Annotated in this window: 29 protein-coding genes; 11 read left to right on the forward strand and 18 right to left on the reverse strand. The window is 67.1% G+C overall.

Annotated features, from left to right (window positions below; all coding sequences use genetic code 11):
* The first annotated feature begins 76 nt into the window (after window positions 1-76).
* Entirely contained in the window at window positions 77-409 is a 333-nt protein-coding gene (locus tag MUG95_RS14755) for a hypothetical protein (RefSeq protein WP_247008983.1), read from the forward strand.
* 110 nt (window positions 410-519) lie between these two features.
* Window positions 520-1,542 carry a prohibitin family protein gene (locus tag MUG95_RS14760; protein ID WP_247008984.1) on the forward strand — a complete coding sequence of 341 codons (1,023 nt, stop codon included), beginning with the start codon at window positions 520-522 and terminating at the stop codon, window positions 1,540-1,542.
* Between the two features lie 23 nt (window positions 1,543-1,565).
* Here MUG95_RS14760 and MUG95_RS14765 read toward each other — a convergent pair whose 3' ends face one another.
* Complete coding sequence (locus tag MUG95_RS14765; RefSeq protein WP_247008985.1) at window positions 1,566-1,865, reverse strand: PadR family transcriptional regulator; 300 nt, start codon at window positions 1,863-1,865, stop codon at window positions 1,566-1,568.
* Window positions 1,866-1,950: 85 nt separating this feature from the next.
* On the opposite strand from MUG95_RS14765, the gene MUG95_RS14770 reads away from it, so the two are divergent.
* The 4 genes from MUG95_RS14770 (at window position 1,951) to MUG95_RS14785 (ending at window position 5,074) form a co-directional block, all read left to right on the forward strand.
* Complete coding sequence (locus MUG95_RS14770; RefSeq protein WP_247008986.1) at window positions 1,951-2,232, forward strand: DUF7111 family protein; 282 nt, start codon at window positions 1,951-1,953, stop codon at window positions 2,230-2,232.
* Window positions 2,233-2,364: 132 nt separating this feature from the next.
* Complete coding sequence (locus MUG95_RS14775) at window positions 2,365-3,531, forward strand: thiolase C-terminal domain-containing protein (RefSeq protein ID WP_247008987.1); 1,167 nt, start codon at window positions 2,365-2,367, stop codon at window positions 3,529-3,531.
* A complete protein-coding gene (locus MUG95_RS14780; RefSeq protein ID WP_247008988.1) occupies window positions 3,528-3,914 on the forward strand; it encodes a Zn-ribbon domain-containing OB-fold protein in 387 nt (128 codons plus the stop codon). The genes MUG95_RS14775 and MUG95_RS14780 overlap by 4 nt, the downstream gene beginning before the upstream one ends.
* Before the next feature lie 248 nt (window positions 3,915-4,162).
* Complete coding sequence (locus MUG95_RS14785) at window positions 4,163-5,074, forward strand: acyltransferase (protein WP_247008989.1); 912 nt, start codon at window positions 4,163-4,165, stop codon at window positions 5,072-5,074.
* A gap of 43 nt (window positions 5,075-5,117) precedes the next feature.
* Here MUG95_RS14785 and MUG95_RS14790 read toward each other — a convergent pair whose 3' ends face one another.
* The 8 genes from MUG95_RS14790 to MUG95_RS14825 form a co-directional block, all read right to left on the reverse strand.
* Complete coding sequence (locus MUG95_RS14790; protein ID WP_247008990.1) at window positions 5,118-6,101, reverse strand: alpha/beta fold hydrolase; 984 nt, start codon at window positions 6,099-6,101, stop codon at window positions 5,118-5,120.
* A 36-nt stretch (window positions 6,102-6,137) separates the two neighbouring features.
* Window positions 6,138-7,397, reverse strand: a complete 1,260-nt coding sequence (locus MUG95_RS14795) for an MgtC/SapB family protein (protein WP_247008991.1) — start codon at window positions 7,395-7,397, stop codon at window positions 6,138-6,140.
* A 60-nt stretch (window positions 7,398-7,457) separates the two neighbouring features.
* A complete protein-coding gene (locus tag MUG95_RS14800) occupies window positions 7,458-8,267 on the reverse strand; it encodes an ABC transporter permease subunit (RefSeq protein WP_247008992.1) in 810 nt (269 codons plus the stop codon).
* Window positions 8,264-8,998 carry an ABC transporter ATP-binding protein gene (locus MUG95_RS14805; protein ID WP_247008993.1) on the reverse strand — a complete coding sequence of 245 codons (735 nt, stop codon included), beginning with the start codon at window positions 8,996-8,998 and terminating at the stop codon, window positions 8,264-8,266. Before MUG95_RS14805 ends, MUG95_RS14800 begins: the two co-directional genes overlap by 4 nt.
* On the reverse strand, window positions 8,995-10,884 hold the full coding sequence (locus MUG95_RS14810) for a NosD domain-containing protein (protein WP_247008994.1): 1,890 nt from the start codon (window positions 10,882-10,884) through the stop codon (window positions 8,995-8,997). Before MUG95_RS14810 ends, MUG95_RS14805 begins: the two co-directional genes overlap by 4 nt.
* 8 nt (window positions 10,885-10,892) lie before the next feature.
* Complete coding sequence (locus MUG95_RS14815) at window positions 10,893-11,525, reverse strand: nitrous oxide reductase accessory protein NosL (protein ID WP_247008995.1); 633 nt, start codon at window positions 11,523-11,525, stop codon at window positions 10,893-10,895.
* Window positions 11,526-11,663: 138 nt separating this feature from the next.
* Window positions 11,664-12,710: a methylmalonyl Co-A mutase-associated GTPase MeaB gene (gene meaB / locus MUG95_RS14820; protein WP_247008996.1), complete on the reverse strand. Its 1,047-nt coding sequence runs from the start codon at window positions 12,708-12,710 to the stop codon at window positions 11,664-11,666.
* Between the two features lie 40 nt (window positions 12,711-12,750).
* Window positions 12,751-13,167, reverse strand: a complete 417-nt coding sequence (locus MUG95_RS14825; protein ID WP_247008997.1) for a cobalamin B12-binding domain-containing protein — start codon at window positions 13,165-13,167, stop codon at window positions 12,751-12,753.
* Between the two features lie 88 nt (window positions 13,168-13,255).
* Between MUG95_RS14825 and MUG95_RS14830 the strand changes: the two genes are divergently transcribed.
* A complete protein-coding gene (locus tag MUG95_RS14830) occupies window positions 13,256-13,891 on the forward strand; it encodes a DUF420 domain-containing protein (protein WP_247008998.1) in 636 nt (211 codons plus the stop codon).
* A 5-nt stretch (window positions 13,892-13,896) separates the two neighbouring features.
* On the opposite strand, the gene MUG95_RS14835 is transcribed toward MUG95_RS14830, so the two are convergent.
* The 3 genes from MUG95_RS14835 to MUG95_RS14845 form a co-directional block, all read right to left on the reverse strand.
* Window positions 13,897-14,811: a MinD/ParA family ATP-binding protein gene (locus MUG95_RS14835; protein WP_247008999.1), complete on the reverse strand. Its 915-nt coding sequence runs from the start codon at window positions 14,809-14,811 to the stop codon at window positions 13,897-13,899.
* 228 nt (window positions 14,812-15,039) lie between these two features.
* Entirely contained in the window at window positions 15,040-15,816 is a 777-nt protein-coding gene (locus MUG95_RS14840) for an ABC transporter permease (RefSeq protein WP_247009000.1), read from the reverse strand.
* A gap of 2 nt (window positions 15,817-15,818) precedes the next feature.
* Window positions 15,819-16,796: an ABC transporter ATP-binding protein gene (locus MUG95_RS14845; protein ID WP_247009001.1), complete on the reverse strand. Its 978-nt coding sequence runs from the start codon at window positions 16,794-16,796 to the stop codon at window positions 15,819-15,821.
* 80 nt (window positions 16,797-16,876) lie between these two features.
* Here MUG95_RS14845 and MUG95_RS14850 point away from each other — a divergent pair, with 80 nt between their 5' ends.
* On the forward strand, window positions 16,877-18,232 hold the full coding sequence (locus MUG95_RS14850) for an MATE family efflux transporter (protein ID WP_247009002.1): 1,356 nt from the start codon (window positions 16,877-16,879) through the stop codon (window positions 18,230-18,232).
* On the opposite strand, the gene MUG95_RS14855 is transcribed toward MUG95_RS14850, so the two are convergent.
* From MUG95_RS14855 to MUG95_RS14865, 3 genes are read right to left on the reverse strand one after another with little or no spacing between them, the layout of a single operon-like run.
* Entirely contained in the window at window positions 18,229-18,459 is a 231-nt protein-coding gene (locus MUG95_RS14855) for a SelT/SelW/SelH family protein (RefSeq protein WP_247009003.1), read from the reverse strand. The genes MUG95_RS14850 and MUG95_RS14855 overlap by 4 nt on opposite strands.
* Window positions 18,460-18,498: 39 nt before the next feature.
* Entirely contained in the window at window positions 18,499-19,179 is a 681-nt protein-coding gene (locus tag MUG95_RS14860) for a DUF7546 family protein (protein WP_247009004.1), read from the reverse strand.
* Window positions 19,176-20,597, reverse strand: coding sequence for a heme o synthase (locus MUG95_RS14865; protein ID WP_247009005.1), 1,422 nt, complete (start codon window positions 20,595-20,597; stop codon window positions 19,176-19,178). The genes MUG95_RS14860 and MUG95_RS14865 overlap by 4 nt, the downstream gene beginning before the upstream one ends.
* 134 nt (window positions 20,598-20,731) lie before the next feature.
* Here MUG95_RS14865 and coxB point away from each other — a divergent pair, with 134 nt between their 5' ends.
* Entirely contained in the window at window positions 20,732-21,700 is a 969-nt protein-coding gene (gene coxB, locus MUG95_RS14870; RefSeq protein WP_247009006.1) for a cytochrome c oxidase subunit II, read from the forward strand.
* 1 nt (window position 21,701) lies between these two features.
* Here coxB and MUG95_RS14875 read toward each other — a convergent pair whose 3' ends face one another.
* The 3 genes from MUG95_RS14875 to MUG95_RS14885 form a co-directional block, all read right to left on the reverse strand.
* Window positions 21,702-22,472 (reverse strand): creatininase family protein, encoded by a 771-nt coding sequence (locus MUG95_RS14875; protein ID WP_247009007.1) that lies wholly within the window; start codon window positions 22,470-22,472, stop codon window positions 21,702-21,704.
* 64 nt (window positions 22,473-22,536) lie between these two features.
* A complete protein-coding gene (locus MUG95_RS14880; RefSeq protein WP_247009008.1) occupies window positions 22,537-23,262 on the reverse strand; it encodes a CAP domain-containing protein in 726 nt (241 codons plus the stop codon).
* A 40-nt stretch (window positions 23,263-23,302) separates the two neighbouring features.
* Entirely contained in the window at window positions 23,303-23,776 is a 474-nt protein-coding gene (locus tag MUG95_RS14885) for a MaoC family dehydratase (protein WP_247009009.1), read from the reverse strand.
* 100 nt (window positions 23,777-23,876) lie between these two features.
* On the opposite strand from MUG95_RS14885, the gene MUG95_RS14890 reads away from it, so the two are divergent.
* Both MUG95_RS14890 and MUG95_RS14895 read left to right on the forward strand, forming a co-directional pair.
* On the forward strand, window positions 23,877-24,728 hold the full coding sequence (locus MUG95_RS14890) for an HpcH/HpaI aldolase/citrate lyase family protein (RefSeq protein ID WP_247009010.1): 852 nt from the start codon (window positions 23,877-23,879) through the stop codon (window positions 24,726-24,728).
* Between the two features lie 48 nt (window positions 24,729-24,776).
* On the forward strand, window positions 24,777-26,033 hold the full coding sequence (locus MUG95_RS14895; protein ID WP_247009011.1) for a Glu/Leu/Phe/Val family dehydrogenase: 1,257 nt from the start codon (window positions 24,777-24,779) through the stop codon (window positions 26,031-26,033).

Below are 26,033 nucleotides of genomic sequence, written 5' to 3' on the forward strand. Positions count from 1 at the left end.
CACCGGGACTGTAATTAAAGTACAACATATTTGCGCCGGGAGTGTTAGGTGGCTCTTCTCCGTAGTACGGGTACGTATGTCAGGGAAGAGTGTGGGAGTCGACACGGGAGAGACGACACCGGACCACGAAGGTAGCGATGCCGACCTGCGGACGCTCGTACGTGACGCCGTCGGCGACACGGCGGTGACGGAAATCGTGTACCGCGAGAACACGGGGACGCTCTCGGCCCCGGACACCGAGTGGTCGCGCTTCGACGCCGTCGCGGACCTCCCGGACGGCGGCGTTACGGGGTGGGACGAACTGTACGTCTACACCGAGAGCCACGTCTACCGATGGCTCGGGGTCGGGTTCGGGAACGGCCCGGAGCGACTCCCACGGAATCCCGAGGACCTACCCGGACGCGAGTGATGCCGCCACTCGGTCGGACTCGTCTCGCGCTACTTAATTGAGTTCGGGCCGAAGTCGAACTGTGGTTCCCGAACACACACTTTCGACCGAGACAGCGAACGGAGTAACGCATGGCTGACGTACCCGACCCAGACGACGACTTCGACCTCGGGGACGATTCGGGGTCCGGGCCGGACATCGACGTCGATGCTCGACGGTACCTCCGCTTGGCTGGCATCGCAATCGTCGGCCTGTTCGTCGTCGTCGTCCTCCTCGGTGGCTACCACCAAGTCCCGGAAGGGCACGTCGGCGTCCAGAAGTCCTTCGGAGCCGTGACTGGTGCCGAACTCGCCCCCGGTGCGCACATCATCGTGCCGATAAAGGACTCGGTACAGGACGTGGAGATACGACCGCGGACGTACACGATGGCGAACCAACGGGGTGAGGGTGCGGAGCCACAACGGGCCGATGCGGTCACCGTCCAGACGGTCAACGGGACGACGGCCGACATCGACATCACCGTGCGGTACCGCGTCCAGCGTGACAACCCGTCCAGGTTTGTGTCGGAGTGGAGTACGGTCGGACAAGTCGAACAGCGACTCATCCGCCCCTCGGTTCGCTCGCGCCTCCGTGACGAGGCGGCCGGTATCCAGACCAGCGAGATATACACGCGGGACGGCCGCGAACGGCTTGGCATGGCCGCACAGGAGAAACTGGAGTCGGTCTTCGACGACGAAGCACTGGTCTTGGAGGAAGTCCAAGTGAGAGACGTGGACCTCCCGGACTCCTACGACCAAGCACTGAACGAGAAAGAAATCGCCAAACAGGAAGTGCAACAGAAGGAGTTCGAGATACAGCAGGCCAGACGCGAGAGAGAGCGCCGGGAGATACAGGCCGAGGCCGAAGCCCGTGTCATCGAGATACGGGGACAGGCACTCAGAGACAATCCAATCGTCCTCCGGCAGGACTACATCCGGGGTATCAGTGCTGCCGACAAGGTCATCCTCGCCACCGACGACGAGGGGACGCCGATAATCCTCCAGACCGACGCACAGGGTGGCGGTGGCGGGCAGACCGACGGAACGACCGGAACGACAGGGACGGACCTCAACATCACCACCGGTGACAACATCAACGCGACCGGTGGCGGATAGCCGGTCGTCCCACCTTCCCGTCTCTACTCGGTGAGCGCGCTCGGGTCGACGTTCTCTCGGGTCCACTCGTAGTGGTCCCGGAGGCGTGACTCGCCGGCGTCGGTCAGTTCGTACACGTCGCTCAGCCCCTCCGTTCGGGACGCGACGAACCCCTGTCGCTGTAGCGCGTCCAGCGCGCCGTAGAACTGCTTGGGGTCGATGCGGTCGTCGTAGTGGCGTTCCAGCCGCGTCTTCAACTTCTGTGCCGGGAGTTCGCCACCGTCGGCACCCGCGAGGAGAATGCAGACGTCTCGGCGGGTGCCGCTCTGGAGCCAGCGAGCCATGGGGACGATGGCCCCGGGCCGCTAACGGCTTTTGTGGTTCGACGCGACCGGAAGACACGACTAACTCCAACCCGTATGCCGGGTAATGACGGACGCCGAGGCTACGGCGACGGCGGACGGAGTGACGGGCACGTACCGAGAGACGGACACCGAACGCCTGCTGACCTTCGAACGCGACGGCATGACGGCGGCGATAGCGCAGAACATCGAGGGATACGCGATGTTGAAAGTCCGTCCCAGTGCGGACGGCGACGAACTCGAGCGCTACTACGGGTTCGACATGGCACTCGACCACGCGGCCGAACTGCTCGGCGTGTCACCCCACGACCTGCCGGTTCCGGAACCCGCGACCGACATGGGGATGTGACGGCACCGTCAACTGCCGGTCGGTTTACAGAATCGCGCCTTCGAGCCGCGAACCACCTGTCAACGGCGACGAGTGTGCATCCGTAACATCCCATCGGCAGGCATAAATGCGGCAAACCTCGTAACGGGTGTGATGTCAAACCCACGCGTGGCCGGAGTTGGCCTAACCCACTTCGGGAAACACCCCGAGCGGACGGGACGGGACATGTTTGCCGAGGCTGGGTTGGACGCTCTCGACGACGCCGGGGTCGACCCGGACGACGTCGAGGCACTCTTCTACGGCAATTTCATGGGCGAACTGGCAGAACACCAGGGCCATCAGGGGCCGTTGATGGCCGAGGCCGTCGGGCTACAGGCCCCCGCGACGCGCTACGAGTCCGCCTGTGCGTCGAGCGGGGTCGCCGTCCGCGACGCCGTCCGGACAGTCCGCAACGGGGAGGCCGACGTGGTGCTCGTCGGCGGTGCCGAACGGATGACCAACGTCGGCACGGCCGCCGCGACGGACGCCCTCGCCATCGCCGCGGACGACCTCTACGAGATTCGGGCGGGGATGACCTTCCCCGGTGCGTACGCGCTGATGGCCCGCGCCTACTTCGAGGAGTACGGCGGGACGCGCGAGCAACTCGCCGAAGTCGCGGTCAAGAACCACGAACACGCCCTGCCGAACGAACACGCACAGATTCGACAGGAGATAACCGTCGAGGACGCGCTGGACGCGCCGATAATCGCCGACCCACTCGGTCTCTACGACTCCTGTCCCATCACCGACGGTGCGAGCGCGGCCGTCGTCACGAGTGCCGAGTACGCCGCGGACCACGGCTTGGACGCGGGCGTCGCCGTCACTGGAACGGGACAGGGCGGGGACAATCTCGCACTCCACGACCGGGAGGCCTACTCCCGGTCCCCGGCGACCGAAGACGCTGCCGAGGAGGCGTACGCCGACGCCGGTATCGGCCCGGCCGACGTCGACTTCCTCGAAGTCCACGACTGTTTCACCATCGCGGAGGTACTCGCCCTCGAAGGGCTGGGCATCTACGAGAACGGCGCGGCCATCGACGCCGCCGCGAACGGCGAAACCACCCGCCACGGCGAAACGCCGGTCAACCTCTCGGGCGGTCTGAAGGCCAAAGGTCACCCCGTCGGTGCGACGGGCGTCGCGCAGTTGGTGAGCGTCACGAAACTCCTCGAGGGGCGGCACGACCGCGCCGCCGACGTGGCGGACGCCGAGACGGCGGTGGCACACAACGCCGGCGGTACGGTCGCGAGTGCGACCGTTCACGTGCTGGAGGTGGCAGAATGAGCGAGTCAGTTCCCGACGAGGGGTTCGACGAGTGGCTGGACGCCATCGCGGACGGTGAGGGGTACTTCCTCGAATGCGAACACGGCCACGGGTCGCTCCCGCCACGGCGGGTCTGCCCGCAGTGTGGGTCGCGCGAGATAGCGGAGACGCCGCTCCCCGACTCCGGTGCGGTGTCGACGTTCACAATCATCACCGTGGCGACACCACAGTTCGAGGACGACGCACCCTACGTGACTGCCATCGCGGACTTCGGCCCCGTCTCGATTACCGGACAAGTCCGCGGCGTCGACCACGACGAGGTGGAGACCGGACTGGTCGTCGGTATCGACACCGACCGGACCGTCACGAACCGCGACCGCCTCGTCGTCTTCGAACCCCGGTAACTGCCCCGAACGCACCCCTTCTCGCCGTGAGACGTTCCCGTACCGCGGAGTTGCAATTCCAGCAGAGATAGACCTTCGGTCGTCCAGTTATCTGCGACAGTGGGCCACCTACGTTTCCTCTGAGGGCGTAAATGTTTACACTATACCAAAGACTTAGGTGAAACCGAGACGATTACAGGGTAAATGCCGTCGATAACTGAACACTGCCGAAGCGTCCGGTCGGCGCGGACTGGGGGGCAAGGCGAACCATGACGAAGCGACACGTCGAGGTTCCGGCGGACGCCCGAGACCAGATAGACGAGGCGATAGCGGCCATCGACCGGCGTCTCTCCGGCGAGGAGGACACTGCGATGGTCGTGCAGGAACTGCTCGCCGACCTGTTCGGCGACCGGAAGTTGTTCGAACAGTACCGTGCGGGTGCCTCGCTCTCGCCGATAGCCTCGGTCCGCCTCCAGAGTTACGACCCGAGAAGCGCGCTGACTGAGACCGAACACTGGGCCGAACAGGACCGTTCGGAACTCCGCGAGTCGAAGTGTCTGCTGTACCTCTGGCGCGGGTTCGACCAGTCACCGCTCGCGAACAACTTGGCGTTCGCGTTGCCGTTCCGGCAACTGCTCGCGGACCACCTCTTCGCCGAGGCGGGCGACGGCCTCCGACTGTTCGGCGGTATCAAGATTCAGGCCGGGCACAACATCCGGATGGGGGACAACGTCGTCGTCCACAACGACGTCCTGCTCGACGACCGCGGCGAGTTGGTCCTCGGGGACCGGGTGTCCATCGCAGACCGCTGTCACCTTCACACCCACAACCACGACACGGTGGACCAGACCGACGTGACGAACTACCGGACCGTCGTCGACGACGACGTTCGCCTCGGCTACGACACGATGCTAGACGCCGGGGTACGGGTCGGCGAGAACGCGATGGTGGGTGCGTCCTCGATAGTCCGCGGCGACGTTCCGGCCCACCACATCGCTGTCGGGTCCCCGGCGAAGACTGTCAAAGTGAAGCCGGGTTGGGAACCGGTCGCCGACCATCCCGGCCCACTCCCGGACAACCGGGAGGAGCGGCGACTACCCAGCGAGGTACCGGACGATATCAGGGAGTTCGACGAGTTCGGTCGCGACCTGTCGCCACCGGGAGAGACGACTCGCATCTAGCCGAACCGACCGACTGGTCGGATGGCGGCCGGTCGCCGCGGCGTCACTCCGACGCGGGTTCGTGTTCCTCGCCGACGCTTTCGATTTCGATGGTCGTCGCGCCCACGTCGGCACCGCGGACGACTTGCCGGACGAACTGGTCGGGGTGTTCGACGTGGGGTTGCACGTCGGACTCGTCGAAGACGACGAGTTGCGCGTCCGCGGCGGCCGCGATGTCCTTGCCGTCGTCGAGCGGGCTGACGGTCGCCTGCCGCCCCCACACGAGCGTCACGGGTTCGTCCACGTCCGCCAGCACTTCGCCGAGGTCCACGTCCAAATCGAGGAAGCCGCCGAAGAAGGAGGCGGCCGCGAACCGCGCGCCGGGTTGGTGGGCGGTCTGCCACTGGTACTCGACGAGTTCGTCGGTCACCTTCTCGGGGTCGTAGTAGCCGTGGTCGGCGTTGAAGTAGCGGATGGCGCGCTCGTTCGTGGCGAGGTTGAACAGCGCCTCGCCCAGCAGCGGCGTCCGTACGAGCGAGCGGACGAGTGGCCGCGTCCCGGGAATCCCCTCCGTCGTCGGGCAGACCAGCAGCAACTCCTCGAAATCGACGGACTGGGCCGCGACGGCGGCGTACCCGCCCGCGTGTGAGGAGCCGATGACCGTCGCGTCGTCGGTCAGGTCGGTCGCGAAGTCCTCGACGAACGTAGTGTAGAGCGACCCCGAGTACATGAGTGGCGGGCGGTCCGACCGGCCGAACCCGGGCAGGTCCGGCGCGAGGACGTGGTAGTCCTCGGCGAGTTCGTCGAAGACCCCCCGGAACTCGTGGCTCGACCCGGAGGCGTTGATGCCGTGGAGCAAGAGAAGGTCGGGGTCCTCCGGGTCCCCGGCCTCGGTGTATGCCACGTCGAAGCCCCGCCAGCGGTAGGTTCGAGTCGTCCCGTCCAGCGGCGAGTCGAGGTCTCCTGCCCGTGATTGGAGGATGCGGTTCGCCGCGGCGGTCAGCCCGACAGCACCGAGCGTCCCGGCGATAGCCGTTCGGAGTTTCATACTACGTGGTACGGTCGACAGCCGGTTATATGTTTATCAGACCACGGTGACGGTCACGAGACCGACGGCCGCGGTCACTGCCAGCGACCCCGTGACCAACAACCCGAGTTTTCTGGTCCCCAGCACCCACGCGATACCCGCTTTGACGATGGTGTTCGACGCCGCCGCGATGACGATGCCCGTCGCCGCCACGTCCGTCGTGACCGTCCCGTCCTGAGCGAGACGGCTCAGCGAGAGCGTCATCGCGTCCACGTCTGCCAACCCGGAGACGAACGACGCGACGTAGACGCCGCTGGCACCGTAGCGGATACTCACCTGCTCCGAGGCCAACAAGACGACAGCGAAAATCAGCCCGAAAAACAGCGCGGGGCGCAACCGGAAGGGGTTCTCCAGTTCGATGTCGACCGACTCCCGGGTGTAGAACCAAACGACGGTCACGCCAGAGAGGAGGCCGCCCGTGGCGGTCATCGCCAGCAACGGGAGGGCGACACTGCTCACCAGTGCCGGGTTGACGACGGTGACCTCCAGCAGTGCTCGCGGGAACATCGCCGTCGAGGCGACGACGACGGCGACGCCGGAGACGGGCCAGAGTGTGGGTTCGTCGTTCGTGTGCTGGGCCATCGATGCCGAGGTGGCCGTCGAAGAGACGAACCCACCTAGGACGCCGGTCAGACCGACGCCGCGCTCTGTGCCGAGGTACTGCGAGAGGAGATACGCGAGGAGGCTGATGCCCGAGACGAACACGACCATCAGCCAGACGAATCGGGGGTTCAGTCCGAGCAGGGCCGGGAGACTGCGGTCCGGCAACAGCGGGAGGACGACGAGCGAGACGATGAGGAACTGGAGCGTCGCCCGGAACTCCTCGTGTTCGAGTCGGTCGGCGAAGTCGTGGACCGGTCCCTTCGCGGCGAGGACGGCCGTCGTCAGGACGCCGAGGACGACGGCCATCGTGTAGGCCGTCGCCGAGTGGGTCGTCATCGCGCCGTAGACGAACGTGAGGAGGAGCGCGGCCGTCGTCGTCGTCCCGAGGTCGCCCACGACGACGACCTTTCCGACGTACGCGCTGACGACGACGAGGCCGACGATGGCTCCGACGACCGGCAGCAGCGAGGGGAAGTACGCGCCCGTCAGCGCGCCGAGGAGTGCAAAGAGCGGGAACGTCCGACTCCCGGCGAACACGCCTGCAGAGTCGCTGCGCTCGCGCTCGATGCCGACGAGCACCCCGATGCCGAGCGCGGTGGCCACCTCGACGACCGGACTCGGTTCGAGCGACGTGACCGCGGCGGTTCCCGTCACACGCCGACCGTTCTCCGGGCAGTATTAAGAACGGCAGGGTCTTGCGCGACGTGGGCGGCGTCAGTCGCTCCAGACTGCGCGGATGGCGACGGCGATGGACCCACCGAGCCACAGGAGCAGGCTGACCGCGCCCGGCAACGGCGCGGCGAGGGGCGCGCTTCGGGCGTACGTCTCCCCGACGGCGAGTGCGTACACGAGACTCCGGTAGGCACTGTTCGGGCTGAGTGCCGCCACCGTCGAGAGCGAGTCGGTATCGACGAGGCCGCCGGAGAGCGCCGCCACGATGGTCGCGTCGAACCCGACGACGAAGGCGACGAAGACGACGACGGCGAGTGCGAGTGCCTGTCGTGCCGACCGGGCGACGGCCGAGACGGCGACGGCCACCGCCAGCGACACGACGGCGAACCCGGCTGTCAACCCGACGAACCGGAGGTAGAGTGCGGGCGCGTCGACGGTACCGTGGGCGGCGACCACCGTAATCTCCGCCGGGCCGCCGAGGACGACGGCGAGGGCGGCCAGCAACATCGGGACGACGACGATGGGAACGAACCCGACCAACCGACCGAGGAAGACGCCGCCGACGTAGGCCGGGGCACTCACGGGGTAGGTCCGAATCGTCTCGAGTTCGCCGCTGTCGGCGTCCGAGAGGACCGCCCGGTACCCGAACGCGAACGCGAGCAGGGGGACGAGAGCCTCCGCCGGCGTCAACAGGTCCAGCAGGAGCGGGAGGTAGCCGCCCGTGCCGGCCGTGGCGACGAGGCCGAACAGGACGGCGGCGTACCCGGCACCCAACAGCAGGACGGTCCGGGCCCGGACGACCGTATCGAACTCGCGTTGCGCGACGGCGAGGAGATGGTCGGGTCGGTTCACTCGGCCACCCCCTCGGCGGGTTCGCGGGTCGTGACTTCCCCCGTCTCGCCGCCGACGAGTGCCGCCATCGCCGCTTCGAGGTCGTCCGTGTCCGTGCGGTCGCGCAACTCCGCGGGCGACCCCGTCGCGGCCACGGACCCGCGGTCGAGGACGATTACCACGTCCGCGATGCGGTCGACGGCCCGCAGGTCGTGTGTCGAGACCACCACCGTCCGGCCACCCCCCGCGAGGTCGGTCAGGACGGTCGAGATGTGCCGGGTCATCATCGGGTCGAGACCGCTCGACGGTTCGTCGAGCAACACGAGCGGCGGTTCCCCGACCGTCGCCTGTGCGATGCCGAGCAGACGCGTCATGCCGCCCGAGAGCGCGTTCACGCGGCGGTCGGTCACGCCGCCGAGACCGACCCGGTCCGCGACGGCGTCCGCGTCGGTGTCGGCGGCCACGAGGTCCGCGTAGAACGAGAGCGTCTCACGGACGGTAAACTCTGGTCGGAACGCCGGTGCTTGCGGCAGGTAACCGACCGGTCTGTCCGCCTCCGAGGCGTATTCGACAGTTCCCTCGTAGGAGAGGAGGCCGGCCACGGCCCGGACGAGGGTCGTCTTCCCTGACCCGTTCGGGCCGACGAGGCACGCCACCGTGTCCGTCCCGAGCGTTACCGAGGCCGAATCGACGGCCCGGAGGTCACCGAACGTGACCGTGAGGTCGTCGACGACGAGTGCGTTGTCAGTCATGCTGTGGTGTTGAGTCTGTCGAGCGTCTCGGGGTGGACCGGGTCGACCAGCGGTGCCGTGTCGATGACACCGCTGGCCCGCAACCCCGGAAGTCGGTCCTGCACGGTTCTGAGGAGCGTCACCGCCGGTGAATCACGGAGCGTTACGCCGCCGGGTGTGCCCAGTAGCCCGCCGTCGATGGGTCCTGTCGGCCGGTACGTCGTCGTGAGCGTCTCGCCCCCTGCCGAGCGGCCCGGGAGCGCGCCCCAGTAGTTCCCGCGGCCGTCGGCAGTCCAGATGCGCACCGGACCGCCCCCCGCGCTCACTGCCTGCCGGTTGGCGACGATGTCGTTGCCGACGACGGTCAGCGACGGCAAGAGCGTGTCGGCTCTGACCCCGATGTCGTTGTCGACGACGACGTTTCCGGTCACGAGCGACTGGGGTGCGGCGACCGAGAGGCCGATTTCGTTGTCGCTGACGACGTTGTCGGCGACGAACGACGCCGTCCCGGCCACGGTGATTGCCGCACGGGAGTCGGTCACTTCGTTGCCGACGAGCGCGTTCCGGCGCGGCCGCGTCATCACGATGATACCCCCGTAGGTGTCGCGTGCCGTGTTGTTCACCACCAGTGCCCGGGAGGTGTACATCTCGTGGACGCCGTATCTGAGGCCCTCCATCCGAGAGTTCCGGACGACGACGCCGTGTGCGCGGTGCGTGTACACGCCGTCGCGGCCCCCTTCGAACGTGACGTTCTGGACGACGACGGGGTCGAACATCGCCAGTACGCCCATGAATCCGTCCGGCCACTCGTCCGGACCCGTGACGTTCGAGTCTCGCACCACGAGGCCGTCGCTGGCACGAGCGAGGATGCCGTTGGCGTCCGTCTCGATGGTCAATCCTGTCGCCAGCGACTGGTTCGCGTCCTCGAAGCGGACGGCAGCGTCGCCCTGTCCGTAGGCCACCCTGATGCGTTGGTCCCACTCCTCGTCAGAGAGGTTCGCCAAGGACCGGGACCCGTTCGGGCCGACGCCGGTGACTCGCAAGTCGGTCACGGCCGACCGGGGGGCCGAAACGTCGATGACCGTCCCCGTCCCGTCACCGGCGACGTGACTGTCCGAGCCTGCACCTGCGAGCGTGAGCGGCTTGTCGACGGTCACGTTCCCGTCGTAGGTGCCCGGCGGGAGGCGAACGGTGGTGTTGGGGGGTGCGCGGTCTATCGCCGCTGCGAGCGTCGGTACGTCACGCCCCACGACAACCGACACCGGTCGCTCCGTCAGCGGGGCTGTCGCCGTCACCTGTCGGTCGGCCCACTCCGTTCGGTTCGAGACGTGTCGCGCCATGTCTGCGGTCGGTGACTCGTCGCGCTGACTCCGCGCGAGGACGCCCTGCCAATCGACCACGTCACCGCCGTAGCCCTCGGCGAAGCGCTCCGCGTCGTCCCGGTCGCTGAACGGGACGACGGCCGGTCCGGCGGGGGTGCGCGCGCGGCTATCGACCACGAACACCGCGGTCCGTGCCGGTATCCAGCCGCCACCGCCCCTGTACCCCTCGACGAGGTAGCCGCCGTCCGACAGTCGGAGTTCGGTGCCGCTGTAGTCGGTGACGAGCACTTCGAGCGGTGGCCCGAACTGGCGTTCGGTGTACGGGGCCGTGAGGTGGCTTGCGGCACTCTCGACGCCGTAGTAGCCGATGACGTACTGGTACTGTGAGAAGAACACCTCGGCTCGTGGGATGCTGTACCCGTCCTCTTCTGCCTCGTTCACGTCGGCACTGGTCATTCCCAGCGTGAGCGTCTCGCCGAACGGGGCCGGGTCCGGGTCGCTGGCGTCGAAGGGGTCGACGAGGAACCCCATCCCGGTGACCGAGACGAGGAGGACGACACCGACGAGCGCGTATGTGACTCGCATGCTCGCCGTCAGTTCCGCCCCAGTCGGCCGATGACTTGCGGCGTCACCTCGTCGAGCGTCAGCAACTCGCCCCCGTACTCGTCGGCGAACGACTCGGCGTCCCCGCCGTCGGTGAACGCGATGAGGTCCCGCCCCATCGCGCCCTTGACCTCCGACCCGACGACGAAGGTGACTGCACTCGCCTCCACGAAGGCGTCCGCTTCGGGGTGGGTCGAAATCAGCAGGTCGCCGCCCTCGTCGGCGATGTCGTAGTCGACGGCGGAGTAGTCGGTCACGTACATCACGGCGCGTTCCCACCCCCGGTCCGAACGCTCGAAGTCGTACTGGAACGCTTCCCACGTGCTGTCGAACCGCGCTGGGTTCTCGTGCCCGGAGGGTTCCCTGCCGGGGTAGAATATCTCCGTCGACGGGCCGGGATGGTTCGGAATAATCATCCCACAGACTTCACAGGCGTCGTCCGTCGTCAGCGTCACCGCCGACGGGACTTCCTCGGTATCACCGTCCGTGCCGAGGTTCGAACACCCGGCGAGTGACACGGCTCCCGCCGCCGCGACGCCTTCGAGGACGCGCCGCCGTCCCAGGTGATAGTTACAGTCAGTCTGCTCGCCCGCTCGTCCGCCAGTCTTGTGTTTGTCGCACATATGTAGTGTCTCGGAATCGCGTCTGTCTCGAATTGTTGCGGCCGGTTCCGTCGCCGACCTCCACTGTGCTCTTGTGTTCGTTGTACAATATGAGTCGGTATAAGGACACGTCGCGCTCCCAGAGACTGGGAACTCGCGTCAGTGCCGCTGTGACTCCACGCAGTCGACGATGGGGCCGACGATTTCGTCCGCGACGGCGTAGGGGTCGGTCTCGCGGTCGGCGACCCGGTCGACGAACTGCTCCATCCCGCCACGCGCCTCGATTTCGTCGGCCAGCAGGGCGGCGGTGTCCTCCCGGATGAGTGCCCGTATCTCGCTGGCGTAGCGGTCCCGCTCTTTCTCGACCAGTTGCCCGGAGGCTTCGAGGAACGTGCGGTGGTCCGCGAAGGCCGCGAGTAAGTCTTCGAGTCCGTCGCCGGTTTTCGCCACCGTTTCGACGATTGGTGGGTCCCACACGGTTTCGTCGTCGGCGTCGCCCGTCCCGGAGCCGCCCCCGGTGTCCGTCTCGACCGTGCCGTGGTGCCCCGTCGCTACCGCGAGGTCGTTCCGGCGCATCTCAAGCATCTCGCGGAGTTCCTGAACTGTGCGGTCGGCCCCGTCTAAGTCCGCCTTGTTGACCACGAACAGGTCCGCGATTTCGAGGATGCCCGCCTTCAGCATCTGCACGTCGTCGCCGCTGGCCGGCGGGACGAGGACGGCGACGGTGTCCGCCGTCTTCACGATGTCCACCTCGTTTTGCCCCGCACCGACCGTCTCGATGAGAATCTTGTCCTTGCCGAAGGCGTCGAGAGCCTTCACGGCGTCCGTCGTCGCCGTCGAGAGACCGCCCAGTGTTCCGCGGGCTGACATCGACCGGAAGAACACGTCCATGTCGCCGACGTTCGAGGCCATACGGATGCGGTCGCCCAACACCGCCCCGCCGGTGAACGGCGAGGACGGGTCGATGGCGATGACGCCGACGGTCTGTCCCTGGTTGCGGTAGGCCTCTGCCAGTTTGTCCACCAGCGTGGACTTGCCCGCCCCGGGGCTACCGGTGATGCCGATGACATCAGCGTGGCCGGTGTGTTCGTGGAGTGCCGAGACGAGGTCCCGGTAGCCCGGCGACCGGTCCTCTATCTTCGTGATAGTGCGGGCCAGCGCGCGGTGTTTCCCCGCGAGCAGGTCTTCGATGAGTTGTTCGGTCACGCTCGACCACCGCCCTGCGGCGGGCGACTCGCCACCGCCATCATCGCTCGTGGACGTTCTCGCGGACGAACTCGATTATCTCGTCCATCGACGCACCGGGACCGAAGACGCGGGCGACGCCCTGGTCGAGCAGCTCATCACGGTCCTCTTCGGGGATGATGCCGCCGACGAGAACGAGTGTGTCGTCTTTCGCGCCGTACTCTTCGAGGCCGTCGAGGACTTTCGGTACCAGCGTGTTGTGCGCGCCGGAGAGAATCGAGATGCCGAGTACGTCCACGTCCTCTTGGACCGTCGCTTGGACGATTTCGTCCGGTGCCTTGTGCAGGCCCGAGTAGATGACCTCGAACCCGGCGTCCCGGAAGGCGCGAGCGATGACGTGCGCACCCCTGTCGTGGCCGTCTAACCCGACCTTGCCGACCAGACACCGTATCGTCCGTTGCTCTTGCTCCGCGCTCATGCCCCTCTCTAACACGGTGGATGATTTCACTCTTATCGTTGTGCCCGGAACCCGACGGACTGAAGAAACTCGACGCCTCAAGTCCGGTATGGCCGCTGCCGAGACTCTCGGACGCTTTCCGAAGGCTCATCCCCGTGTCGTGACCGCCGTGCTGTCGGTTGTCGGGTACATCCTCGTCCTCGGTGCGTTCGGCGGGGTGCTCCCGTTCCCGACCATCGAGCGCGGGACGGTCAACCTGCTCGGGGACGCTATCGCCGTCGTGAACACCGCGGCATTGGCGGCTATCCTCGTCGGTGTCCGGTTCATCCGTCGGGGCGAAGTCCGCAAACACCGCGCCGCGATGCTGACCGCTTTCAGCCTGATTATGGTCTTTCTGGCCCTGTACCTCCTCAAGGTCGGTGGCGGGTTCGAGAAGGCAATCCTCGCCAAAGGCGTGGTGCTGTGGGCCTACCTCGCCATGCTCGCGATTCACATTCTCCTGTCGGCACTCTCGGTGCCCGTCGTCCTCCACGCCGTCGTCCTCGGACTGACGCACACGCCCGAGGAGTTGCGGGACACGGTTCACAAGCGCGTCGGCCGCGTCGCCGTCGCCGCGTGGGGCCTCTCGCTGGCGTTGGGCATCGTGACGTACCTGATGCTCAACCACGTGTATGGCTGGGAACCGCGGGCAGAACTCCTCTTGCTGGTCGCCGTGCCGAACCTGTGGGAGAAATTGGACGGCTGAAACCGTTAACTGTCGTCGCTACCGCCGCCGACCACGTCGACGAACCGGCCGAACGCGCCGCCGATTTCCGGGTCCTCGTCCGCCTCCGCCTCGCTGTCGTCGGCATCCGTCTCAGCCTCGCCGTCGCCGCTTCCACCGCTACCTACCTCGGAGAGCGACTTATTGACTTCGAGCGTCGAGTCGTCGGTCTGTTCCGTGTCGTCCGAGTCGGACTCGTCGGTGGCCGTCGAGAGCGCGCTCGACCCACTCCCGGCAATCACGTCGCCGAGGAGGAGGTTCTTCACGATGTCCTCGTAGGCGGCTACCGGGTCCTCCGTCTCGCGCAGGTCCGGGACGGTGCCGAGGAGGTCACTGCCGACTTCCACCGGGACGCGCTCTAACGGGAGTTCACGGGCCGTGTCCGTGACGACGACGCCCGACACGTCCGTCCCGAGTTTCTCCGCGAACTCGACGGTCTTGCGAGTGTCGGAGACGGCCGCGCGCTCCGGCGAACTCACCACGACCACCTCGTCGGCGTTTTCCAGCGGAACCTGCACCTCCTCGGTCAGGCCAGTCGCCGTGTCGACGACGATGATGTCGTACGCCGCGCTGACCGTCTTCAGCACGTCCGCGACGCGCTTCGGGTCCGCGTCGGCGAACGCCAGCAGGTCGTCGGACCCGGCGAGTACGTCGAGACTCGTTTCCACGTCGCCAAACTCGACAGGGTACCCCTCGAACGCCTCCGAGAGTTCCGCGTCGCCGGTGAGCACGTCGTGAATGGTGTGCTCGGGGCTGAGGTTCAGTACGTCAGCCATGTCCGACATGGCGAGGTCGGCGTCGACGAGTGCCACGTCACGACCGGTCGCGCTGAAGACAGATGCGAGGTTGATGGCCGTCGTCGTTTTGCCGCTCCCGCCCTTACCGCTCGCGACTGCATACACCGTACCAAGAATTATCAGGTATTTGGGTATTCAGCCGGTTAGTAGCCGGTAACACTTCGAACGTCGAAACGAGCAAAAGTTTGCATTTCTTGGGTATTAGTTGGTAACACCGGTGTTATGAGAACGGTTGTCGTGCCTGTCTTTATCGTAGTGAACGAGTGAGTGTAAACTGATATAAACGGGAAAGTCATGTATCGCAACGGCACGGCGAGTCACCGCATGGGTCCCTCAGTCCGTCCGCGGGAGAGACGCCGCACCCGCCGCGAAGCAGACGACCGTTACCCCGGCCAACACGCCGAAGTACAGGAGCGGACCGGGTGCGGCCATCCCGAACCACGTCTCGGCCGCCGGTTCGGACGTGAGGGCACGGACGCCGCGGGCGAAGTACGTCAGCGGCGAGAGTTGCATCGCGGGGCGGAACCACGCCGGGAGCAGGTCCGGTGGGACGAACGTCTCAGAGAGGAACAACAGCGGGAGCGCGATGGCGTTGCTGGCCGCGATGACGCCGTCCTGTGAGTCCGCGAACGACCCCAACAGTGCCCCGACGCCACAGAACAGGGCGACGCCGGCGACGAGGAACGGGACGACCAGCGGCGAGAGCGTGACATCCGCCCCCGTGGCGAGGACGACCAGCGCGAGCAACAGCAGCCCCGCCAGTCCGATGACGACGACGTTCACGAGCGTCTGTGCGAGCAACCACTCCCCCCGCGAGAGCGGCGTCGTCGCGAGTTTCTCGAACTGGTTGCCCGCCCGGTGGCGCGCCACCTCGCTCCCGACGCGGGACAGCGGCGTGAACAACACGACCACCGCGAGGTAGCCCGGGATGTAGTAGGCTGGCGGTTCGGTGAACAGGCCGCCCCCCGTCGGCTGTGTACCGACCAGCACCCCGAAGATGAGGACGATGATGACCGGGAAGAAGAAGGTGAAAAACACCGCTGTCCGGCGTCGGAGGAAGGAGTGCCACGCCGCGACCGACGCGGCGCGGACGCGAGTGAGCGCGCCCATCGTCACTGCACCTCCTCCGTGTCGTCCGCCCCGTGTGACCGCCTGCCGCCGTCGGCAAGCGGTATCTCGCCGCGGTCCACCGCGTCGCCGCTCCGCGTAACCGCTCGCCCCGTCAGGTCGAGATACACGTCTTCGAGGTCCGGTTCCGTCCACGAGAGGGCGTCGTACGCCGCACCGGTCGCTTCCAGCGTGGCCACCACGTCACCGATGGCCTCCGGGGGCACGTCGTACACGGTCAACTGCCCGTCGGCGAACTCGGCTGGGTAGTCGAGCGCGTCCGTCACAGACGGGTCGGCGTCCGTCTCGACGACCAGACGGCTCTCCCCGCCGTGCCGCTCGACGAGTGCGGCGGGCACGTCACAGGCGACGAGTTCGCCGCCGTCGAGCAACCCCACCCGGTCGGCGAGTCGCTCGGCTTCCTCCATGTAGTGGGTCGTCAGGAAGACGGTGGTTCCGGCGGCGGCCAACTCCTCGACGAGACGCCAGAGTGCCCGCCGGCCGGCCGGGTCGATACCGGTCGTCGGTTCGTCCAGCACCAGCAAGTCCGGGTCGTTGACCAACGCCGTCCCGACGCAGGCGCGTCGCTGTTGCCCGCCGGAGAGGTTCTCGTACCACGTCTCGGCGGCGTCGGCGAGGCCCACGTCCGCGAGGACCGACTCGACCGACCGCGTCTCGTCGTACAGCCCGGCGTAGTACGCCAGTAGTTCCCGGACGGTCAACCGGGCAGGGGGGTCGAACGACTGCGGCAGGAGGCCGAGCCGCTGTCGGTCCATCTCGGTCGGCGGCCCGCCGAACACCGACACGCGCCCCTCGGCGTCGGTCGTTCCGACGAGTGCCCGGACGAGCGTCGTCTTGCCCGCGCCGTTCGGGCCGACCAGTGCGAACACTTCACCCTCCTCGACGGAGAGCGAGACGCCATCCACCGCCACGGTGTCGCCGTAGGCCCGGCGCACGTCCTCGGCGACGATGGCCGCTGTCATGTGTGCCCGGGGGGCCGGTATCGGCGTAAGCGATTCGATTCGTCCCGGGGGGATAAGCCGCTGGCGGCCCGAGTTGTGCCGTGGACCTGTTCGCTAGCAAAGAGGACCTGCAACTGACTGCGGGGAGCGTGCGCGGTCCGTTGTTCAAACTCGCCGTCCCCGTCGTCCTCGCCACCCTGCTCCAGACGGTGTACAACCTGACCGACACCTTCTGGGTCGGGCAGTACGACAGCACCGCGCTCGCGGCACTGACGTTCTCCTTCCCCCTCGTGTTCCTCTCGCTCGCACTCGGCGGCGGTGTCTCGACCACCGGTCGCATCCTCGTCGCCCAGTACGAGGGGGCCGGTGACCGGCGTGACGCGGGCGTCGTCGCCGGCCAGACGCTGACCTTCGCCGTCGCCGCGGCACTCGTCGTCGCCGGCCTCGGCGTCGTCGGCGTGCCGCCGCTGTTGGCCGCCGCCGGTGCTGGGCCCGACGTTGCCCCGCTCGCGGAGACGTACCTCACCTACGTCCTCGCGGGCCTGCCGCTACTCTTTCTCGCCGCGACGTTCTCGGCAGTCCTCCAAGGCTACGGGGACACCGTGACGCCACTGCTCGTCGTCGCCGCCTCCGTCCTGTTGAACATCGTCCTCGACCCCGTGCTGGTGTTCGGACTCGGCCCAGTCCCCGAACTCGGCCTGCGCGGGGCCGCCATCGCCACGCTCGGCGCGCGTGGGGTGGCCGCCGTCGCCGGCGTGTGGTTGCTCGTGTCGGGCCGTGTCGGACCGGGTGTCCCCCTCGGGGACATGTGGCCGCGACGGGCGTACCTCGCGCGCGTCCTCCGACTCGGAGTCCCAGCGTCGCTCGAAACCACGGCCATCGCCGTCTCCGTCACGGCGATGCTGTTCGTCGTCGGGCGGTTCCCCGAACCCGTCGTCGCTGGCTTCGGTATCGGCGAGCGCGTCCTTTCGCTGATGTTTCTCCCAGCCATCGGCGTCGCCAGTGCCACGACGACGATGGTCGGGCAGAACCTCGGCGCGGACGAACCGGAACGAGCGCGCCGCGCCGCCCGAATCGCCGTCGGCTACCCCCTCGTCGGCTTGACTGCCGTCGGCCTCCTCGTCGTCGCCGCGGCACCAGTCGTGGCCGGCGTGTTCACGCCCGACGACGCCGTTATCGGCCACGCGGCAGCCTTCCTCACCTACACCGGGCCGGCGTTCGGGCTGGAGGCGGCCCTCCGGGTGTACAGCGGCGTGTTCCGCGGTGCCGGTCGAACCAGCGTGGCGATGGTTGTCACCGGTGTCGCGTTCCTCCCCGTCCGCCTCGGCCTCGCGCTCGCGCTGGTCGGGCCACTCGGGCCGACGGCAATCTGGGTCGCCTACGCGGTCAGCGGTCTCCTCGGTGCGGGACTGGCCGCGCTGGTCGCCCGGACCATCTCGTGGGAACGGCTGGTTTAGACGTACTGCCGCGCGCGGCGCACCGTCTCGTCCACGTCGAACTCGTCGTCTGCGATATCGAACACCGGTTCTCCGTCGACGGTGACGCGGAACACGCCGTGGTCGCCGGTTCGGAGCGTCACCGCGTCGAGTCGCTCGCCGAACGCCGTGAGGAGCGCGCGCTGGACGCTCACCGCTCGGTCGAGGTATCCACAGGGGACGCAGTATTCGATTTCGACTTCGGTCACACCCGGGGTTTGGTCGGCACCATTCAAAAGGCTACGCCGTCAGCGGCCGAAGGGCCGCCAGTACAGCAGGCCGACCGTCACGACGAACACGACCGTCGAGAGACCGTATGATTGGGCGTACACCGCGCCCGCCAGTGCCGTCCCGGTGCCTGCCACGCCGGTCACGACCGTTGCCAGAATCGGCCACGTGCAACTCACGCACGAGAGCAGACCGAGCAGTCCCGTGACGGCCGACCCCGCGGCGTCGATGACTGTCGCGTAGACGAGATACGCGAGCGCGGCGTAGCCGACGACTTTGAACGGCAACAGCGTGACGGCGACCACCGACCCGTTGTACAGGACGGCCGGCCCCCATCCCGGCGGGATGGAGAGCGCGGCGATGCGGAACGACGAGGGGCCGGGCGTGGCGAGGCCGAACAGGCCACCGAAGTAGCCGAGGAGGACGAAGTAGCCGACGGCGACGGCGGCCGCGAGTCGTCGCTGTCGCGTCCCCGTCGGTGCCGGGTCGGTTCGGAGGACGGCCCACACACCCACGTTTATCCAGACGAACGGGTACACCCAGTAGCGCAGTCCGCCGGCACTCGTCAACTGGGCACTCGAGACGAGCCAGTACAGCCCGAGTGCGAAGAGTTCGACGTTGAGGACCAACAGCCCCCACAACACTGTCTCACGGCTGATGTCGAAGCGGTCCAGCCAGTTCGCGGTGGCGGTGTCTGTCATAGCGCGAGTGCATCGACGACGACGGCGAGCAGGAGCGCGCCGAGATACGCGTTCGAGGCGTGGAAGGCGCGGAAGGCCGCCCCTTCGGTCTGCTCACGGTGGAGCCTGACGACTGCCCAGAGGAACACCGTCCCGAGCGCGGTGGTCGTCGCGGCGTACACCCAGCCCAGTTCCGTCACCGCGGCCAGCACCGTCGCGGCGAGCAGGGTGGCCCCCAGCCACAGGAGGATGTGCTTGCGCGTCGTCGCCTCGCCGCGGACGACGGGCATCATCGGGAACCCGCCGCGCTCGTAGTCGTCCTTGTACGCGAGCGCGAGATTGTAGAAATGGGCGGGCGTCCAGACGAAGATGACGCCGGCCAACACCACGCCCGGTATCCCGATAGAGCCGGTGACGGCGGCCCACCCGATGAGTGCCGGGAGCGCGCCCGCCGCACCGCCGATGACCGTGTTCTGGACCGTGTTCGGCTTGAGGACCAGCGTGTAGACGATGCTGTAAAACAGGATGGCGACGAGGCCGAGCACCGCCGCGAGGGGGTTCAACTGCAGGAACACCGCGAGGGAGGCGGCGGCCAGTGCCAGCCCGAACGCCATCGCGTTGCGGACCGGCACTTGGTGGGTCGCTATCGGCCGGTCGCTGGTGCGGTCCATCTGCTTGTCTCTGTCGCGCTCGAAGACGTGGTTGAACGTCCCGCTGGCCCCGATTGCGAGGACGCCGCCGCCGAGCGTCAGAACGACGGTGCGGACGGTCAAGGAGGGACCGGCAGCCAGTGCCATACCGGCGGCGGCGACCAGACAGAGCAGCCACATCAGCCGAGGTTTCGTCAGGCGGAAGTAGGCCATGCCGACGGCCTTCGCCCGGCCGAGCGCGCTGTCGGGGAGCGGCGGCTGGTCGAGCGGTTCGTCGGCCGCCTCGGCACTCGGCGGTTCGAGGGTCGGTGATTCCTCGGGTTCGTCGGTTTCGGCGGGTTCGAGGTGCCACGCCAGCGCGAGGGTCAGTGCCGCGAAGATGCCCATGCCCGCGACGAGGTGGGCGAGGGGGAACGGGGCGGCACCGGTCTCGACGGCGACGAACGCGCCGACTACGACCTGGACGGGGTAGAGAACGAGCGCGACGCCCAGTGCCACCCGGACGCGGGTCGAGATGTCGTCACGGCGGAGGCTGGCGAGTGCGGCCACGAACAATAGGACGAACACGAGCGCGGCCACGGCGCGGTGGGTCCACGCGACGGCCAGTGCGGGCGTGGCGAGCGTCGGTGTCTGTGCACAGACCGGCCACGACGGGCAGGCACTCGCGGCGTCGGAGATGGCGGCGGTCGCACCGAGAACTACCAGCAGGTACACGCCAACGGCGGTGCTGGCGAGGAGCGTCGCAAACCGCGGGCGGCCGGTGGCCCCAAACACCGATGGAACTCTCACTAGTCGTTCCTTGTCGCGGGTCCACTTATGCCCCCCGCTTCGGCGTCGACGGCGGCGCGAGAACCGCGTCACGAGGGACGGGCTGGGCGGAAGACAGTAGGTATTTATGCCGGAATTCCTAACGCCCGCTTACGATGAACCGCAAGCGCGCCGGGCTGATGGGCCTCTTCAGTGCCGCGCTGTTGCTGGTGGCGGTCGAACCCGCCCTCGCGCAGACCAGTACCTCCACGACGGAGAGCCTCATCTGGGGGCTGAACATGAAGCTCCTCTACGTGGCGATACCGATCACCATCCTCGTCGAGGGTATTCTGGTGTACACGGTCTGGAAGTACAGCAAGAGCGACGAGGCCAAACCCACACAGGAGAACCGCCGACTCGAAATCACGTGGACCATCGCGACAGCCGTCATTCTCCTCTTCGTCGGCGTCGCGTCCTATCAGGTCCTCGGGAACCCGTACGTCACCGCCTCGACCGCACAGCAAGAGCAGGTCGAGGAGATGGAGCAGATTGACGTCATCGGGCAAAAGTACATCTGGTACTTCCAGTACGACGACATCAGTGCCGAGGACGTCTCGGCCACCGGGCTGACGCTCGAAAACGTCTCCGTCGAGGGCGGGGAGGTGGTCAGTACCGGTGACGACGGCACTGTCGTCGAGGGGGCAGAACTCACCGGGGCTGGTGTCGAGTCCGCAACGCTCGACTCCGCGACTGTCTCCGGTATCGATGCGAACGAAGGCGAGAGCGTCTCCGCCGACGGTGTCGATGTCTCGGACGCCAACATCTCGGACGCGACGCTCGCCGGTGCCTCCGTCAGAACGACGGAGACGATGGTGATGCCCGCAAACGAGGACGTGCGCCTCAACATCACCTCGGTCGACTGGCTCCACGCCTTCCACGTCCCGAGCCTCGGGCTGAAGTCCGACGCCTTCCCCGAGCAGTCGAACTACCTGCAGACGAACGTCGGTGAAACCGGTACCCATCAGCTCTACTGCGCTGAATACTGTGGCACGGGCCACTCCGGGATGCTCGGAACGGTCGACGTGCGCTCACAGAACGAGTACCAGCAGTGGCTCGTCCAGCAGTGGGTAGAAGACAACCAGTAACTCAGACGTGCGGTTTCGGCAGTAAGTCCTCGAACGGCTGGTCGTCCAACCAGCCCGCGAGGTTGACGAGGTTCTCACAGGCGGCCTCGAACAGTTCTTCGCCGATTTCGGGCGATGCGTCGGTTTGGTCGCCCAGCACGCCGTTGTCCGTGTTGTCGATTGCGTCGTAGAACGTTCTGGCGCCGTAGGTCCGCCCGGCCTCGGCGTCGAACTCCACGAGGCCACCGTCCCGTGCGTCCTCGATACGGTCCGTGCGCACGAGGTCCGGCGCGAGGTGCCACACCAGCGACGTTTCTTTCGGGCCGCCGTGCGGCCCGGGCGTCTCGAACACCGCCTCGATGCGGTCGGTGATGCTCTCGTCCCACATCCACTCGACGGCGTACGCGACTTCGTCGTCGCGGAGGCGGCGACCGACCTCCCGGAGGTGTTCGACGTTGCCGCCGTGTGCGTTGACGAAGACCACTCGGTCGATGCCGTGATACGTGAGGTTGCGCGTGAAACTCTCCACGTAGTCACGGAACACCGGCGCGTCGACCCACATCGTCCCGTGGAACTGTCGGTGGTGGGGACTCACGCCGATGTCGACGGTGGGCGTACAGAGGAACCCGGTCCGTCGGGCCGCCTCGCGGGCGAACCCTTCCGCGATGATGGCGTCAGTCGCCTCGGGAAGGTGCGGGCCGTGCTGTTCTGTCGACCCCAGCGGAACGAGTGCGACCGATTCGGTTCCGAAATACTCGCCTAACTCCGGCCACGTCTTGTCGCCGACAAACATGGTCGAACGCTGGGGGGCCGCGGGTATCAATGTTCGCGCCCGCTTGCCGCGTGGAACGCCCCCTTCAGCAGAGGTTGCCGGTCGAGTAGACCTCTCCGTCGTCGGTTATCGCGAGGCCGACACCGAGATACTCCGCGTTCTCGTAGGAGAGCCGTTCCCGGTACGCCGAGTTGTCGTACCACTTCTCGACGATGTCGCGTGCGACTTCGGTTTCGTCCTCGTTGAACTCCGTGACGCCGTCGACTTCGTACGGCCGCCCGGCGACAGTCTGTGACAGCACTTCGAGGTTACTGCTCGACGAGGTGTCGGCCCTGATGATGTACGTGCCGGCGGCCGACTCGAACTGACAGGTGTCGTAGAGGTTCGCGTTCCGGTAGCGGTCGGCACTACTCGTGGCGTCGAACTCGTGGCTGACGAGACGCTCTCTGGCCATCCGCTGGCTGTGGCTGTTGGCCATCTCGGTCACGGCGTCGGCCGTCTGTCCACCTCTCTCGAAGGCGTTCAGGTCGTCCGCGCGCCGTCTGCTGTTGACCAAGCGGAGTACCTCCGACCGAATCTCGCTCTCGTCGAACTCACGCGTCGGAACCGTGGTTCGGCCGCCCGGAAGAGTCGGCGTTCCACTCCCACCCTGCTGGTCGGGGGCGGCGGTCGGAACCGGTGTCGGCGTCCCCTCGTCGGCATCAGTCGCTACCGGGTCCGGCCCACCGATCTGCATCCCGATGAGAATCCCGACGCCCATCGCTACGAGAACGATGACCCCCAGCACGCCCAGTGCCGTGTTGTTCGCCATACTACCGTATCCCTCTCAGCACTGGCAAATCAATGTTGTGTCATTCACTCGCATCGTCGGGTCGTTTCTTCGAGAGTGCCGTCCGGTCGAGTTCGCAGACGAGCGTCTCCTCGCCGTCGTCGCCCAGTTTGTACGCCTCGACGTGCATCGTGACGACGCCACGGTCCCCGTCGCTCGTCTCGCGCTTGTTCGTCACCGTGGACTGGGCCCGAATCGTGTCGCCGTGGAACACCGGTGCGGGATGCTCGACGTTGTCGTAGGACAAGTTGGCGACGATGGTGCCGTCGGTGGTGTCGGGTATCGTCATGCCGACGGCCAGTGCCATCGTGTAGAGGCCGTTGACGACGCGTTCGCCGAACTGCGTGTCCGCGGCGAACACCGAGTCGAGGTGGAGCGGCTGTTGGTTCATCGTCATGTCGCAGAACTGTTGGTTGTCGCTCTCGGAGACCGTCCGCCGTTTGTCGTGTTCGATGGTCTCGCCGACCTCGAACTCCTCGTAGTAGAGACCGGTCACGCCCGTGTCGTCTCCTGGCCCGCTGATAACGGTATCGGGAACGGGGACCGCCCGGCTCGACCCCCGGAACGCTGAAGCCGCCACCACCGAAACGGCCTGTATGGCACGTCGGAGTCTCCTGTTTTCGCCCGGTGACCAGCCCGCGTTGCTGCGGAAGGCACCCGAGACGGGTGCCGACGGCGTGATTTTCGACCTCGAAGACGCCGTTGCACCCGACGAGAAGACGACGGCCCGCGACGCCGTCCACGAGGTACTCACCGACCCGGCGTTCGACCCGGACTGTGAGGTGTGCGTCCGCCTCGATCCGGTGGGTGCCGGGGCCGCCGCCGACGTGGCCGCGGTTCTCGACGGTGACCCCCGACTCGACAGCGTGATGCTCCCGAAAGTCAGCGACGCCGCCGACGTGACCGCCCTCGGCGACCTGTTGGCCGACCACGGCGCGGCACTGTCGGTCCTCGCTATCGTCGAGTCGGCGGCGGCGGTCCTCGCCGCCGAGGACATCGCTCGCGCGGACCCGACGGACGCGCTGGTGTTCGGTGCCGAGGACCTCGCTGTCGACATCGGGGCGGCTCGGTCCGTCGAGGGAGGGGAGACGATGTACGCCCGCCAGCGCGTCGTCCTCGCCGCCAGTGCCGCGGGCGTGGATGCCCTCGACAGCATCCACGCCGACATCGAGGACACCGAGGGTCTGGCGGCGGACGCGACGACGGCGAGGCGACTGGGGTTCGACGGCAAGGTCGCAATCCACCCCGACCAGATTCCGGTCATCAACGATGCCTTCACACCGCCCGCAGAGCGGGTCGAGTGGGCCGAACGCGTCCTCGAAGCGAGCGAGGCCGCCGCGGCGGAGGGCCGTGGCGTAGTCCGCGTCGACGGCGAGATGGTCGACGCACCGGTCGTCGCGCGGGCCGAACGCGTCCTCGAACTGGCACGGGCGGGCGACGACCGCTGACTCACGGACGGCACCACGTTTAACTCGGCCGTCGCCGATTGGTGGGGCATGACAAACGAGGTGAACCCGTTCGAGAGCTTGCAGGAGCAAATCGACGACGCAGCCGTCTTTCTCGACATCGCTCCGGACCGCATCGAACGGCTGAAGCGACCGGAGCGGGTGCTGGAGACGAACCTCTCGGTCGAGATGGACGATGGGTCCATCGAGGTGTTCGAGGCGTTCCGGTCGCAGTTCAACGGCGACCGGGGACCGTACAAGGGCGGCATCCGCTATCATCCCGGCGTCACTCGCGACGAGGTGAAGGCACTCTCCGGGTGGATGGTCTACAAGTGTGCCGTCGTTGACATCCCGTACGGTGGCGGCAAGGGTGGTATCGTCCTCGACCCGCGGGACTACTCCGCCAGTGAACTCGAACGCATCACGCGGTCCTACGCCACCGAACTGCGCCCGCTCATCGGGCCGGACCGGGACATCCCCGCGCCGGACGTCAACACCGGCCAGCAGGAGATGAACTGGATAAAAGACACATACGAGACGCTCGAACGGACGACGGCCCCCGGCACGGTGACCGGAAAGTCCCCGACCAGCAGCGGGAGCGCGGGCCGCGTCGAGGCGACGGGGCGGTCGGTGATGCTCACCGCCCGGGAGGCGTTCGAGTACTTCGACCGCGACATCGCCGACGCGACTGTCGCGGTACAGGGCTACGGGAACGCCGGGTCGGTCGCCGCCCGACTCATCGACGACCTCGGGGCCGACGTGGTCGCTGTCTCGGATTCCGGCGGGGCAGTGTACAACGCCGACGGCTTGGACACCGAGGCGGCCAAAGCCCACAAGGTGTCGACCGGGTCGCTGTCCGGGTTCGAGGGTGCGAGCGAGGAGCTACGCAACGACGAGATGCTGACGATGGACGTGGATTTGCTCGTCCCCGCCGCGCTCGAGAACGCCATCGACGGGACGCTCGCCCGCGACGTGCGGGCGGACATCGTCGTCGAGGCGGCCAACGGCCCGCTCACCCCGGACGCCGACGACGTGCTCACCGAGCGTGACGTGGCCGTCTTCCCCGACGTGCTGGCGAACGCGGGCGGCGTCACCGTCTCGTACTTCGAGTGGGTCCAGAACCGACAGCGGTTCGCGTGGACCGAACAGCGTGTCAACGACCGACTGGAGCGCGTCATCACCGACGCGTTCGACACGATGACCGACACTTACGAACGCCGTGACCTCCCGAACCTCCGAACGGCGGCGTACGTCGTCGCAATCGACCGCGTCGCGACTGCCGCTGACGAGGCCGGTGTCTTCCCCTGA

It is taken from the genome of Halorientalis litorea (assembly GCF_023028225.1).
GTDB classification, from domain to species: Archaea; Halobacteriota; Halobacteria; order Halobacteriales; family Haloarculaceae; genus Halorientalis; species Halorientalis litorea.

What these genes read in the sequence shown, in the direction of transcription:
- MUG95_RS14805 (WP_247008993.1), bottom strand. Translation starts at nt 8,998, where the DNA reads ATGACTGACAACGCACTCGTCGTCGACGACCTCACGGTCACGTTCGGT.
- MUG95_RS14780 (WP_247008988.1), top strand. Translation starts at nt 3,528, where the DNA reads ATGAGCGAGTCAGTTCCCGACGAGGGGTTCGACGAGTGGCTGGACGCC.
- coxB (WP_247009006.1), top strand. Translation starts at nt 20,732, where the DNA reads ATGAACCGCAAGCGCGCCGGGCTGATGGGCCTCTTCAGTGCCGCGCTG.
- MUG95_RS14810 (WP_247008994.1), bottom strand. Translation starts at nt 10,884, where the DNA reads ATGCGAGTCACATACGCGCTCGTCGGTGTCGTCCTCCTCGTCTCGGTC.
- MUG95_RS14840 (WP_247009000.1), bottom strand. Translation starts at nt 15,816, where the DNA reads ATGGGCGCGCTCACTCGCGTCCGCGCCGCGTCGGTCGCGGCGTGGCAC.
- MUG95_RS14845 (WP_247009001.1), bottom strand. Translation starts at nt 16,796, where the DNA reads ATGACAGCGGCCATCGTCGCCGAGGACGTGCGCCGGGCCTACGGCGAC.
- MUG95_RS14760 (WP_247008984.1), top strand. Translation starts at nt 520, where the DNA reads ATGGCTGACGTACCCGACCCAGACGACGACTTCGACCTCGGGGACGAT.
- MUG95_RS14790 (WP_247008990.1), bottom strand. Translation starts at nt 6,101, where the DNA reads ATGAAACTCCGAACGGCTATCGCCGGGACGCTCGGTGCTGTCGGGCTG.
- MUG95_RS14890 (WP_247009010.1), top strand. Translation starts at nt 23,877, where the DNA reads ATGGCACGTCGGAGTCTCCTGTTTTCGCCCGGTGACCAGCCCGCGTTG.
- MUG95_RS14830 (WP_247008998.1), top strand. Translation starts at nt 13,256, where the DNA reads ATGGCCGCTGCCGAGACTCTCGGACGCTTTCCGAAGGCTCATCCCCGT.
- MUG95_RS14775 (WP_247008987.1), top strand. Translation starts at nt 2,365, where the DNA reads ATGTCAAACCCACGCGTGGCCGGAGTTGGCCTAACCCACTTCGGGAAA.
- MUG95_RS14860 (WP_247009004.1), bottom strand. Translation starts at nt 19,179, where the DNA reads ATGACAGACACCGCCACCGCGAACTGGCTGGACCGCTTCGACATCAGC.
- MUG95_RS14815 (WP_247008995.1), bottom strand. Translation starts at nt 11,525, where the DNA reads ATGTGCGACAAACACAAGACTGGCGGACGAGCGGGCGAGCAGACTGAC.
- MUG95_RS14875 (WP_247009007.1), bottom strand. Translation starts at nt 22,472, where the DNA reads ATGTTTGTCGGCGACAAGACGTGGCCGGAGTTAGGCGAGTATTTCGGA.
- MUG95_RS14770 (WP_247008986.1), top strand. Translation starts at nt 1,951, where the DNA reads ATGACGGACGCCGAGGCTACGGCGACGGCGGACGGAGTGACGGGCACG.
- MUG95_RS14880 (WP_247009008.1), bottom strand. Translation starts at nt 23,262, where the DNA reads ATGGCGAACAACACGGCACTGGGCGTGCTGGGGGTCATCGTTCTCGTA.
- MUG95_RS14825 (WP_247008997.1), bottom strand. Translation starts at nt 13,167, where the DNA reads ATGAGCGCGGAGCAAGAGCAACGGACGATACGGTGTCTGGTCGGCAAG.
- MUG95_RS14895 (WP_247009011.1), top strand. Translation starts at nt 24,777, where the DNA reads ATGACAAACGAGGTGAACCCGTTCGAGAGCTTGCAGGAGCAAATCGAC.
- MUG95_RS14755 (WP_247008983.1), top strand. Translation starts at nt 77, where the DNA reads ATGTCAGGGAAGAGTGTGGGAGTCGACACGGGAGAGACGACACCGGAC.
- MUG95_RS14785 (WP_247008989.1), top strand. Translation starts at nt 4,163, where the DNA reads ATGACGAAGCGACACGTCGAGGTTCCGGCGGACGCCCGAGACCAGATA.
- MUG95_RS14765 (WP_247008985.1), bottom strand. Translation starts at nt 1,865, where the DNA reads ATGGCTCGCTGGCTCCAGAGCGGCACCCGCCGAGACGTCTGCATTCTC.